This is a genomic window from Marinoscillum sp. 108 (genome assembly GCF_902506655.1).
GTDB classification, from domain to species: Bacteria; Bacteroidota; Bacteroidia; order Cytophagales; family Cyclobacteriaceae; genus Marinoscillum; species Marinoscillum luteum.
The window spans coordinates 1,004,138-1,016,872 of sequence record NZ_LR734808.1 but is presented as its reverse complement, the minus strand read 5'-3'; the positions used below and the strand labels follow the sequence as shown (position 1 = coordinate 1,016,872).

Sequence of the window (12,735 nt, the reverse complement as noted above, 5' to 3'; positions counted from 1 at the left end):
GCTTTTTTGTTAAAAGCGTATCTCCTATTTATTCAGATACATTTTGAAATGTCTGATGAGTTCTTTGCTACCTGCATAAAGAGGCGATCGTACGGTGTTTTGAATAAGTCCAAAAGCATCCAGACCGGATTTAACAGAAACCGGGTTGCCTTCTGCTGAGACCAGTTCGTAGCCCTGCAATAGCTCAAAGTGGAGCTTGGATGCTCCTTTGAAATCACCGGCAAGTGCTAGTTTGACCATTCGTGAAAATGCCGCCGGCTGCAGATTGGCAATGACAGAAATGGCACCCACACAACCAAAGGACATCATCGGAAGGGTGAGTGCATCATCACCTGATATCAATAGAAAGTCCTCATCTGTGTTGGCTCTGATTTCCATGCACTGTGTGAGGTTTCCAGAAGCTTCCTTGGTTCCAATGATATTAGGGTGTTTTGAAAGCGTTACAGTGGTCTCAGTGGTGATGTTAGAGCTGGTTCTGGCGGGTACGTTGTACAATATCACCGGAAAGGGACTTGCGTCGGCAATGGCCTCATAGTGCTGTACAATGCCTGCCTGTGATGGCTTGTTATAGTAAGGACTAAGGCTCAGGATAGCCGCCAGAGGGTAGTCCTTGATCAGATCAAGCTGATCGGTCACCCATTTGGTACTGTTTCCACCCAGACCATATACGATTGGCAAATTCCGGGGGTTATTGGCAATGACGAATTCGGTTACCTGATTCTTCTCTTCCGCAGTGATGGTAGGTGCCTCGCCAGTTGTACCCAGAATGACCAGGTAATCCACTTCTCCCTCACTTACGTGATCTATTACCGCTTTCAGACCGTCAAAGTCAATACTTTGATCTTTATTGAATGGGGTAATCAAGGCCACTCCGGTACCTTTAAAAATTTCAGTATTCATAAGATTGAATCATTTTTAAATATCTTAATACTTCACTACTCAGTGGGGTTTGCTGATCATCAGCCTGAATCATCATCTCAAAGAGATGGTCTCGCGAAGGTGTCCTAATGCCAACACGGCATTTGGCTTTCACTTGCGAAAATACATAGTCAATGATGAAATGCCGTGACTGATCGAAACATAATGCAAAATCGTAGCTCTGGCGAAGGAAAAAATTGAGGTCTTCGCTTTTGATTTCGCCGGTCAGTGAGATTTCCTTAGAATGAAAATGGGGGAGAGCGGTGGTCTTTTTCTTAATGCTGTGACAGTATACCATCATACTGATCTCTTTCCCTTCCTTTTTGAGCTCGTTGACGATCTCACTTATTTGCTTTTCATTCTCAAAGAGGTCTGAGTAGATGATCGCTATTTTCTGGCTCGATTTGAAATCGGTCATAAGCTCCTGGGACCTCTTTTTCAAAATCCGCTTCGCTTTAAAATTCAGAATGGCTTTCTTTAGCATGTCATTGGTTAATCATCTCACTAAACTCCTTCTCTGAGAGTATTTGGGTGCCCAGATTTTGAGCCTTTTCCAGTTTGGCCGGGCCCATATTGGCACCAGCAATCAAAAAATCAGTGCTTCCGGAAATGGAACTGGAGACCTTCCCGCCAAGGCTTTTGATGAGTTTTTTCAATTCCTCACGTTCAAAACTCTCAAAAACCCCTGAGACCACAACCGTTTTTCCCTGAAATATTTGCGACTGATGCTCCGGAGTTTGGGTTTCTTCCACCCTCATTTGCAGGCCAGCGGCCTTGAGTCGTTCTATCAGTTCTATGTTCTCAGGGATGCTAAAGAAATTCACCACACTTTCGGCTATTCGCTCACCGATCTCATGAACTGCGATCACCTCTTCCATACTGGTATTTCGGAGGTTGTCGATGGTCTTGAAGTGCTCAGCCAGCTTCTCAGCTACTGTGCGCCCCACATACCTTATACCAAGCCCAAACAGGACGCTTTCAAAAGGAATCTGCTTGGATGCTTCCAGTGATTCCACAATATTCTGTGCGGATTTATCTTTGATGGACCTGATCTTTACTTCCCCGGTGAGTTCATCTTTGTCCTCAAACTTCAATCCATTCAGGTCCTCAAAAGTGAGTGAATACAGATCTGCAATTCCGGATATTTTACCTGTCTTGAAGAGGCCCTCGATGGTTTTTGGGCCCAGGTGGGCAATGTCCATGGCATTTCTGGAAATGAAATGCTCCACACGTCCCATGACCTGTGGAGGACAACCATCTGCGTTGGGACAGTAGTGATTGGCTTCTCCTTCTTTTCTCACCAGTGGGGTGCCACACTCCGGGCAACTGTTCTGGTAGATCGTTTCTTTTGAATCCGCAGCACGACGATCGTGATTTACCCCAGTGATTTTCGGAATGATTTCACCTCCTTTTTCCACAAACACATAGTCTCCAATCCGAATATCCAGTCGCTCTATTTCATTGGCATTGTGCAGGGAGGCACGTTTTACGGTGGTGCCAGCCAACAGTACAGGTTCCAGCTCAGCCACAGGGGTGATGGCTCCGGTGCGCCCCACCTGATAGGTGATGTTATTCAGTCGGGTCTCTGCGGCTTCAGATTTGTATTTGTATGAAATGGCCCAGCGCGGTGTTTTGGCTGTGAATCCAAGTTCTTCCTGATGAGCTGTGCTATTGACCTTGATGACGATTCCGTCGGTCTCCACAGGCAGTTCGTGTCTTTTTTGCTCCCAGGTGTTGATGTATTCAAAGACTTCTTCAAGACCTTTACATCGGGCATAGGTGGGTGAGACGTTGAAATTCATACGCTCCAGGAGATGGATGGACTCTTCGTGGGTGCTAGTGGTAATGGCGTCTCCAAGTAAGCTGTACAGGTAACAGTCCAGCTTTCGGCTGGCTACCACAGAAGAGTCCTGCATCTTCAGTGTGCCTGAGGCAGTATTTCGCGGATTGGCAAGTAGTGCCTCTCCATTTTTTGCACGTTCTTCGTTGAGTGCTTTGAAGACCTTCTTGGGCATGAATACCTCGCCCCGAACCTCAAAAGATTCAGGGTAATCACCATTGAGTCGTAAGGGAATGGTGCGAATCGTTTTGACGTTGCTGGTCACTTCATCGCCCTTTTCACCGTCTCCGCGGGTGACGGCCTGGCTGAGCACCCCTTGCTCATAGAGCAGGCTGATGGCCACTCCATCGAATTTGAGCTCACAGAAGTACTCATAATCCTCCGTTCCCAATCCTTTCATTACCCGTTTGTCAAATTCGATAAGATCATCCTTGGAATACGTATTTCCAAGTGAAAGCATTCGTGATTTGTGATAGACGGTGTTGAAATTTTTAGTGATGGTGCCACCTACTCGGTGCGTAGGAGAATCCTCCAGTTTAAACTCGGGATAGGCTGCTTCCAATTCTTCCAACTGCTTCAGCTTCTGATCAAATTCGAAATCAGAGATTTCAGATTTGTTCTCCTGATAATAGAGATAACTGTAATGATTCAGCTCTTTGGTGAGGTTGGCGATTTTCTCTTGTGGTGATGTGCTCATTGATCGGATTTCGTCTCTACAAATCTAATAAGTAGTACAAATAAGCCGAGGTGTACTGGTGGTTTATTGTCAGCGAGTTTGACATTTTGGGGTAATGATTTTCCTTTCTACAGCGTTTTTATTCTGATGCCTACAAACTGCATTGGATTGATTGTTATAATTTTGAGGCAATGATGGTAACGGAGGTTTTGGATAAGCAAGTGGATTTTCATCCATTGATTCACCGTGTGGGTCAGGTGGCGACAGGTTTGGGTGTTTCAGCTTATATAGTGGGCGGTTATGTGCGGGATCTTATTCTGGGTAGAAATTCCAAGGATATCGACTTTGTATGTTTGGGAAGTGGTATCCGGCTGGCAGAGCAGTTGAAGAAGGAGCTTGGTAAGGAAGCCAAACTAGCCGTATATAAGAACTTTGGCACGGCAGCCATCACTTATGGTGGATACGAGCTGGAGTTTGTAGGAGCCAGAAAGGAGAGCTACCGAGCGGATTCCCGGAAACCCATTGTAGAAGATGGCACCCTGGAGGACGATCAAAACAGACGGGATTTCACCATCAATGCACTGGCCATCAGCCTGAATGAACACGATTTTGGAACCTTGATAGACCCCTTTGGTGGGGTAGAGCATTTGGGTCAGAAACTGATCAAAACTCCTTTGGAACCTGAGGTGACTTTCTCAGATGATCCGCTTAGGATCATGCGCGCCATCAGATTTGCCACACAGCTCAAATTCGACATAGACCCGGATACTTTCAATGCCATTGTCACTCAAAAAGAGCGGATCAAAATCATTTCTCAGGAGCGCATCACCGACGAGCTCAACAAGATCATTCTGGCAGATACACCTTCCTATGGTTTCAAACTCTTGTTTTCCTCAGGTTTATTAGAGATAATCTTCCCGGAAATGGCCCGACTTCAGGGCGTGAAGAAAGTAAATGGAAAATCCCACAAGGACAATTTTTATCATACCCTTCAGGTACTGGACAACATCAGTGAGGACACTGATGATCTCTGGTTGAGATGGTCGGCCATTCTTCATGATATTGCCAAGCCCGCCACACAGCGCTTTCATGACAAAGCAGGGTGGACCTTTCATGGGCATGAAGATATGGGTGCCCGGTGGGTGCCGAAGATCTTCAAAAACCTGAAGCTCCCTCTGAATGATAAAATGAAGTATGTGCAAAAGCTCGTGAGGCTTCATTTGAGGCCCATCGCTTTGGTCAATGAGAAGGTGACTGATTCAGCGATCAGAAGATTGCTCTATGAAGCAGGTGATGATATAGAAGACCTGATGACCCTGTGCAGGGCGGATGTTACCTCCAAAAACATGGATAGGGTGCGGCGCTATTTAGCCAACTTTATCAATGTGCAGAATAAGATCAGGGAAGTAGAAGAAAGAGACCATCTTCGCAACTTTCAGCCTCCGGTATCAGGGGAAACCATTATTGAAACGTTTGATATAAAGCCTTCGGTAATTGTGGGCGAAATCAAAAACGCCATCAAAGAAGCCATTCTGGAGGGACAGATCAAAAATGATCCCGCAGAGGCGTATGATTTGATGCTGGAGATAGGAAAAGCCAAAGGGCTGACTGTCAAATCAAAGTAATTTCTATTTTTGCAACTTCTTGAAAATTTCACACTAAACAAATAACATGAAATACCTTGCCACTTTATTGATTGCCCTTTGTGCAATCTCAGCATCCGCACAGCAGCAGGCTCCCAAGGATAGTATTCCTTATGAGCTGAGAAAACAGGCATATATCTACACCCTTGCCAAAAAGTACAATGATCCGGATGTAGCAAGGATGGCACTCTACAATCTGATTGCCACCAACCCCAATAGCAGTGCAGTGCTTGATTCACTGGCTTTACTTTACTTCGATTATCAGCAGTATGCATCTGCAGCGCTTGTGGCGCAAGATGCCATGAAGGTTGATCCGAATGATCTGTTTGCTACAGAAGTGGCTGCCGTGGCTTTTGATAACCTGGGGGTGAAAACCAGAGCTGTCAATAACTACGAAAAGTTATACCTGGCAAATAATGATTTGGGCACGCTCTACAAAATTGCGTTTTTGCAGCTAGAGCTCAAGCGACATGGTGAAGCCATTAACAATGCCGATATCATCATAGCTTCTCCTAAGTCAGACCAACTTAAATTGGTTTTCCCAATAGATAATTCAAGAACTCAGGAGATTTCGCTCAAAGCAGCCACTATTCGAATGAAAGGAATGATCGAAGCGGATAAGGGCAATACCTCAATGGCCAGGGAACTGTTTCAAAAAGCTCTTGACATGGAGCCGGAGTTTGCCATGCTCAAAGAACAGATCGCAGCACTCGACAAGAAGTAATAGCAGATATTATTGTTCAACACGTTGCTTGAGTCGCTCCAGCCACTTGAGCAGCGTGGTGTGCAACTTCTGATGGCTGAAAAAGAGGGTGAGAAAGCCCTGGAGTGATTCTTCTGTAGATACAATGGTTTGATTATCTCCTGAATCTTCCAATCGCCACACCTGGATGGCTTTGATGCCTTTGGTAGAACCAGTCCAGCTCAGGAGCTCAGGAGCCTGCACTTTTCGAATGGTGGAGGTGAGGGTGGAGCCATTAAGGGTCCAGCGAAATTCAGCTCCGTCTTTTACCTCATCCACTTTTACTGATTTGATGTCTCCATTCCACTCTGGCCAGCGGGACATATCGATCAGCACCTCCCATACCTTTTGAATCGGCGCATTGATAATGACAGATTGGCTGTCTCTAATGCTTGCATCAGGATTAATTCTTCCGTTTTCGGCTAGTGGTGCTAAAATCTTCATAAGGTGGCGTCTAGTGCTTCTTGGTAAATTTACGATTTTAGATGGATTACCAAAGCGTTTTCCGATCTATGGTGCCGCATTATGTTTCGGCATAGTCAGTTTGCATTTGGGCCACAATTCTTCGGTTGAAAAACGCGGAAATAAGGCCACCTGTAACATAGGTGATGGCTACGGCAGAGTAAATACCAGCAACACCAAAAGAATATTCCAACAGATAAAGCAATGGAATGCATATAATAAGCATTTGCACAAATACGATCAGCGATGCTGCCAGAGGTTTGCTGAGGGTATTGATATTACTGTTTACCACCTGTACAATCCCCTGAAACCCGAAGGAAAATGATACGATGGTCAGGTACATTTTGGTGGATCGGATCACTTCAGGGTTGTCGGTAAAGATGCTGGCAATAGGATCATTCAGCAGGTACAGGATCAGCGCCATGCCCAAGCCCCAGGTCACACTAAATACATTGGCATAAAAAACACCAATACGTATTCTGTCAAAATGGTAAGCACCAAAGTTTTGTCCTGTAAATGGACCTATGGAGGCAGAAAGGGCGAAAAGGATGCTCATCGAGAGAAACTCTATCCTGGTAGCCACTCCATAGCCGGCAACCATAAAGTCCCCATAGCCAGCGAGAAGCGCGGTAATCACGCCTGTAGTGATCGGTACAATCATTTTACTCAGGCCTGAAGGAATACCAATGTGGAGGATGGCCTTCCAACATCCAAGCAGGGTCTTCCAGGCAGGGATAGTTTTGACGATCAGCTTTTCTCTCCTGGCCAGCACCCAAAGTGAGAGTACCATGGTCATGGCTCGGGAGATGGCGGTGGCTATAGCGGCGCCTTTCATCCCCAGCTCCGGGAAGGGACCATAACCGAAGATCAGAAGAGGATCAAGTACTGCATTGACCAGTACCGCAAAAATCATGATCAAACTGGGTGTTCGGGTATCGCCAGTCGCACGGATAGCACTGTTACCAACGAACGGGATAATCACGAAGAACAAAGCCAGGTACCAGATAGACATGTACTCGATCACATATGGCAGAATCTCGTCACTGGCTCCCAGCAGCCTGAAGGTAGGGGTAATGGTGAATAGCCCGATGACAATAAACACTCCGGCTATTAATACCGAAAGCACCAGGCTATCAGTCGTTTCGCGGGCGGCTTTTTGTCGATCATTCCTGCCGATGGATCTGGAGATCAATGCCGTAGCTCCGATGCCCAGACCTTGAATAATGCTGAAGATCACCAGGATTACCGGAAAAGTAAAACTGAGTGCTGCCAACTGCAGGCTCCCAAGCTTTCCTACAAAATAAGTATCCACGAGATTGAAAGCCACCATGCTCAGGATTCCCATCATCATGGGCAGAGTGAGGCCAATTAATTTCTTAGGAATAGATCCGGTGGTAAGGTCTTTTTTATGTGCTTTCAATAGACTTAATTCATGTAGATGTAGAAACTATTGGTCAGGTACGGGTATGTTTCGTATGAATTCCTATTTGCTCTGCCGAATTGATTTCATACCTCAGACCAACTCCCTGGCGCCCTTAAAGTTTATCATATCACAAAAAGTTGTCAGACATTCATAAACGTTGGGTTAATGTTAATATTAGCCAAAATGAAGCAATTGTATATTCACAAGGCAATCGATGCTACTAAAATACAATCTTGAAACCGGGGGCTGAGGGATATAGATCCTTTGAAAGGAGCAAGTACAGGTTGATTTAAGGAGGTATTTGTGAACGAGATAAAATGTTGTTTATTTCGTGAACCTTTTGAGTGATCGGGAGGTTATTCTCACCAAATTTTCTCAAATAAACAATGGAAAAAATAACGTTAGGTTCAGGGTGTTTCTGGTGTACAGAGGCTGTTTTTCAGCGTCTTAATGGAGTAGAGTCTGCAGTGTCTGGTTATTCCGGAGGGAAGACCAAAGACCCCTTCTATAAAGAAGTGACCACAGGCAGGACCGGCCATGCGGAAGTAGTACAGGTGACCTTTGATCCGGCAGTGATCAGTCTGGAGGAAATTTTGGAAGTGTTTTGGAAGACGCATGACCCCACTACACTCAACAGACAAGGAAATGACGTAGGTACTCAGTACAGATCGGCAATATTTTACCATGATTCGGCACAGAAGGAGGTGGCCGAGCGATTGAAAAAGGCGCTGGATGAATCGGGAGCATGGGGTGACCCGATTGTAACTGAAATTACCCCGTTTGAAGTGTTTTACTCGGCTGAAAATTACCATCAGGATTATTTCAACGAGAACGGTAGCCAGCCATATTGCCAATTTGTAGTGGCTCCCAAGGTGAAGAAATTCAAGGAGGTCTTTGCTGATAAGCTGAAAAAAGATTGATCTAAAAAAAAGGGCCTCAATCTTGAGGCCCTTTCCGTTTAGAAGTGAGTATTACTCTCGGAGTTTCCAGATTTTCGCCTGAATGTCAGTGCCATCAAACCAGAAGTTTTGTTCTTTGCCTACCTTCAATGCTTCGGAATATAGTTTTAAGGCCTCATCCTTTTCGCCCTTGTCTCGATAGTAGTCGGCTTTTATTTCCAGATTAAAGGGGTCTTTGTTGATTTCTATGGATTTATTGATCCACTCCAGGGCCTGCTCCACATTTTCCTGTTTTCTAAAACACACCTTGGCACTCTGAGCCATAGTCTTCCAGTCATAAGGAGCTGCGCCTTCCACAGCATCCTTCGCTTTTTTTACTGCATTGCTGTCATCAGGAGCGGCCTGAGTGTTGTACGTGAAAATCATTATCAGTGCTGCTACTCCCATCATTCTTTGAATCGATTTCATACCTGTTGTTTTTATAGTTGAGAATTAAATAATCGAAATCTCAGGATATCAATTCTGTGCCAAAATTGTAACTATCTGATAAATAGCTATTTAAGAATGTTTTGAATTTCATCTGGTGTTCATGATCGGATCTAGATGTTCACATTTCTGAACACTTGCCCGAAATTCCGGGGTTTAAAAAGTTACACTTACGGGCTTTATTTAACATTTTTTTTGAAGCCCACTTATTTCGGGATGTTGTTCCCTTTGGTTATTTGTCCGGCCAACCGTCTATATAAGTATGTCATGTTAGTCGGTTGATTTGAGTTATTTTAGCAGCATTCAGTATTCAATGAAATGACCCAATGAAAAAATATATAGTAGTACTTCTGGCTTTAGGTAGTATGCTTGGCGGCCATAGTCAGTTGAAATCTCCAGCCAGCTTTTTGGGCTATGAGCCGGGAGAGCAGTTTAGTCGGCATCATCAGGTGGTGGACTACTTTCAGCATGTAGCCGAGGTTTCACCTCAGGTAGTGCTTCAGCAGTACGGCGAGTCTTATGAAAAGCGTCCTCTATATCTGGTCTTTGTGTCCACCAAAGAAAACCTGGACAAGCTGGAAACCATTCGCACAGATAACCTCAAACGTGCAGGATTATTGAATGGCTCTCCTGAGTTGTCCATCAGCGTGGTTTGGCTCAGTTACAATGTGCATGGAAATGAATCAGTATCAACAGAAGCGGCCCTGACTACCTTGTATGAATTGGTGAGAAGTGGCTCTGATAAGGCTGAATGGCTCGAAAATACGCTCATCGTCATGGACCCGTGCGTGAATCCTGATGGCAGGGAACGCTATGTGAATTTTTACTGGCAATACGCCAATCAGCCCTACAATGCCAACCCAGACTCCTGGGAGCATCATGAGTCATGGCCTGGGGGTAGAGCCAATCATTACCTGTTTGACCTGAACCGGGATTGGGCCTGGCAGACACAGGTGGAAAGTCAGCAGCGAATGGCCGTCTATAATCAATGGCTTCCCCAGATTCATGTGGATTTTCATGAGCAGGGAATCAATGAGCCCTATTATTTTGCTCCAGCGGCAGAGCCCTTTCATGAGCTGATTACCGACTGGCAGCGTGATTTTCAGACGCAGATCGGTAAAAATCACTCAAAGTATTTTGATGCCAACAACTGGTTCTACTTCACCAAGCAGTATTTTGATTTGCTCTACCCGAGCTATGGCGACACCTATCCGATTTACAACGGTGCCATTGGGATGACCTACGAGCAGGGTGGCTCTGGAAGGGCCGGCCTTGGTGTGATCAAAGAAGAGGGAGATACACTCACACTGAAAGACCGCATAGCTCATCATTATACCACGGGATTGTCTACTATAGAGATTACCTCCAGGAATAATGAAAAGGTGCTCAGTGAGTTCACGAAGTTTTTCAAGCAAAAAGCCCCTTCAAATTATAAGAGTTATGTCCTGAAGTATGACGGTAACCAGGGAAAGTTTGATGCCCTTAAGGGATGGTTAGACACGCAAGGGATCCGCTATGGGTCTGCCAGTGTTTCTAAACCACTCAGTGGCTATCATTATGGTTCTGGGAAAACAAAGAGCTTTTCTATCGTGGCTGAGGATATCGTGATCTCTACGGATCAGCCCAAGTCGGTTCTTACCTCTGTCTTGTTTGAGCCGAAAACTAAACTCTCCGATTCACTTACCTATGACATTACAGCCTGGGCAGTGCCTTACGCTTATGGGGTGGAGGCCTATGCCACGAGTGCGGTGCTTTCGGTGGGTGCCAGCAAGACCACATCTTCAGAGCTCATACAGCTTTCTCCGGCTTACGGATATATTTTTAAATGGGAGAATATGCAGGATGCCCGATTGCTGACAGCCATGCTGAAGGAGAAGGTGCAGGTACGTTTCACTACTCAACCCATCCAGTTGGAGGACAAAGTCTTTAATCAGGGTTCTTTTCTGGTTACTCAACGCGACAATGCCAAAATCCGTGATTTTACTAATTTCGTGAGCAACCTGAGCACTCAGTACGGACGTCAGGCTACTCCGATTGCTTCCGGGTTTGTATCTGCAGGACCAGATATTGGGTCTGCTGATGTTCGGTTTCTTCGGGCACCAGAAGTGGCTCTGATCGGTGGGCCTGGGACGTCCTCACTTGATTTCGGCGCTACCTGGCATTTTTTCGAGCAGGAGCTGAGGTATCCCGTCACCACACTTTCTACTGAATATTTCGATCGAGTGGATTTGAGCCAATATGATGTGCTCATCATGCAAAATGGTTGGTACAGCGATTTTGGAGCTAATACTATGAACAAAATAAGTGACTGGGTGGCTGATGGAGGTACGTTGATTGCCGTGCAGGGCGCACTGAATAAGTTAGCAGACAGTGATTACAGCGGTTTGAGTGCCTTCAATTCAGAAGCAGAGAAAGGGGCATTTGAGGATAAGGATGATTTGGTAAAAGAAGAATTGAAACTGGTGCCTCATGCAGACAGAGAACGCTATGATATCCGCGAGTATGTCGCGGGTGCTGTATTTAAGGTCCATCTGGATAAAACCCACCCTTTGGCTTTTGGGTATGGTGATTCATATTTTTCACTGAAAACCTCAGCCTCCCGATACGGCTATTTATCCTCTGGCAATGTAGGAGTCATCAAGTCTCCGGAAGATCATTTGAGCGGTTTTGCAGGTCAATTGGTCAGGAGCAGGGTGGGGAGCTCATTGGTATTTGGGGTAGAGTCTATCGGTGCAGGACACATGATCTATATGGCCGACAATCCATTATTCAGATCTTTTTGGCAAAACGGGAAGTTGCTTTTTACCAACGCCATATTCTATGTTGGAAATTAGTCCCTGCCAATGAACACCTGGTGGAAAGCCAATATTACCAGCCCGGTGATCAATCGGCTGGGACGGGTCAGGGAACGGAATCACTTCACCAGACCTCCCATATTTATTGGTGGCTGCGGGCGGTCCGGTACCAGTTTGTTACTTTCCATGCTCTCTGCGCATCCAGGTATTTTTGCTTTTGCTAAAGAACTGGATGCTTTTACAGAATGGCATCAGGGGAGCACAGGACTGGTTCCCACACGCGTTGATCGACTTTACAGGGCCATTCTAACCAATAAAATCCCACAACAGTGTCATCGCTGGTGTGAGAAGCGCCCGGCGAATGTCCGGTTTATTCCTGAAATACTGGAATACTTTGGGCCGGATGCCCGGTTTATCCATATAGTACGTGATCCACGTGCTGTCTGCACTTCCATTCATCCCGAAAAACCCGATGAGTACTGGATTCCAATTGATCGGTACATCACCGATGTTTCGGCAGGAGAGGCCATGTATGACCATCACCAGGTGTTTACGCTTAAGTATGAGGATTTAGTGACGGACTATTTGGGTCAAATGAGAAAGCTTTGTGATTTCATAGAAGAGCCCATGAGTGAGGAAATGTGGAGATGGTACGACCATGCCACAGTCAGGGATAACCGGGCCTGGTTTGATGGGGTACAGGAGGTTCACAGCCAGGGTTTGGAGAAGTGGAAGGATCATTCCCATCATAAAAGGGTTAAGGAAATCACCATGAATGCTGAAATACGAAGGTTGATGGATTATTTTGAATACGTTATATAATATTCAGTTAAAAATAGGGGAAATGTTTT

General features: G+C 45.6%; 11 protein-coding genes. 5 read left to right on the top strand and 6 right to left on the bottom strand.

The window, feature by feature from the left end:
- Positions 1-24 precede the first annotated feature (24 nt).
- Genes dapA through ligA form a run of 3 tightly spaced genes read right to left on the bottom strand, consistent with a single transcriptional unit; the run spans position 25 to position 3,455 of the window.
- Positions 25-900 carry a 4-hydroxy-tetrahydrodipicolinate synthase gene (gene dapA, locus GV030_RS04200; protein ID WP_159580117.1) on the bottom strand — a complete coding sequence of 292 codons (876 nt, stop codon included), beginning with the start codon at positions 898-900 and terminating at the stop codon, positions 25-27.
- Positions 890-1,402: a hypothetical protein gene (locus tag GV030_RS04195; RefSeq protein WP_221413284.1), complete on the bottom strand. Its 513-nt coding sequence runs from the start codon at positions 1,400-1,402 to the stop codon at positions 890-892. Before GV030_RS04195 ends, dapA begins: the two co-directional genes overlap by 11 nt.
- A 1-nt stretch (position 1,403) precedes the next feature.
- Positions 1,404-3,455 carry an NAD-dependent DNA ligase LigA gene (gene ligA, locus GV030_RS04190; RefSeq protein WP_159580113.1) on the bottom strand — a complete coding sequence of 684 codons (2,052 nt, stop codon included), beginning with the start codon at positions 3,453-3,455 and terminating at the stop codon, positions 1,404-1,406.
- Positions 3,456-3,625: 170 nt separating this feature from the next.
- On the opposite strand from ligA, the gene GV030_RS04185 reads away from it, so the two are divergent.
- Together GV030_RS04185 and GV030_RS04180 are read left to right on the top strand one after the other, a co-directional pair.
- Entirely contained in the window at positions 3,626-5,059 is a 1,434-nt protein-coding gene (locus GV030_RS04185) for a CCA tRNA nucleotidyltransferase (protein ID WP_159580111.1), read from the top strand.
- A gap of 46 nt (positions 5,060-5,105) precedes the next feature.
- Complete coding sequence (locus tag GV030_RS04180) at positions 5,106-5,801, top strand: hypothetical protein (protein ID WP_159580109.1); 696 nt, start codon at positions 5,106-5,108, stop codon at positions 5,799-5,801.
- 9 nt (positions 5,802-5,810) lie between these two features.
- On the opposite strand, the gene GV030_RS04175 is transcribed toward GV030_RS04180, so the two are convergent.
- Both GV030_RS04175 and GV030_RS04170 read right to left on the bottom strand, forming a co-directional pair.
- Entirely contained in the window at positions 5,811-6,263 is a 453-nt protein-coding gene (locus tag GV030_RS04175) for an SRPBCC domain-containing protein (protein WP_159580107.1), read from the bottom strand.
- A 79-nt stretch (positions 6,264-6,342) separates the two neighbouring features.
- Positions 6,343-7,701 carry an MATE family efflux transporter gene (locus GV030_RS04170; RefSeq protein WP_159580105.1) on the bottom strand — a complete coding sequence of 453 codons (1,359 nt, stop codon included), beginning with the start codon at positions 7,699-7,701 and terminating at the stop codon, positions 6,343-6,345.
- 389 nt (positions 7,702-8,090) lie between these two features.
- On the opposite strand from GV030_RS04170, the gene msrA reads away from it, so the two are divergent.
- A complete protein-coding gene (msrA, locus tag GV030_RS04165; RefSeq protein WP_159580103.1) occupies positions 8,091-8,624 on the top strand; it encodes a peptide-methionine (S)-S-oxide reductase MsrA in 534 nt (177 codons plus the stop codon).
- A gap of 51 nt (positions 8,625-8,675) precedes the next feature.
- Here the strand turns inward: msrA and GV030_RS04160 are convergent, their stop codons facing one another.
- Positions 8,676-9,071, bottom strand: a complete 396-nt coding sequence (locus GV030_RS04160; protein WP_159580101.1) for a hypothetical protein — start codon at positions 9,069-9,071, stop codon at positions 8,676-8,678.
- A 344-nt stretch (positions 9,072-9,415) separates the two neighbouring features.
- On the opposite strand from GV030_RS04160, the gene GV030_RS04155 reads away from it, so the two are divergent.
- Together GV030_RS04155 and GV030_RS04150 are read left to right on the top strand one after the other, a co-directional pair.
- A complete protein-coding gene (locus tag GV030_RS04155) occupies positions 9,416-11,923 on the top strand; it encodes a M14 family metallopeptidase (RefSeq protein ID WP_159580099.1) in 2,508 nt (835 codons plus the stop codon).
- Between the two features lie 9 nt (positions 11,924-11,932).
- Positions 11,933-12,706, top strand: coding sequence for a sulfotransferase (locus tag GV030_RS04150; protein ID WP_159580097.1), 774 nt, complete (start codon positions 11,933-11,935; stop codon positions 12,704-12,706).
- The last annotated feature ends 29 nt before the right edge of the window (positions 12,707-12,735 follow it).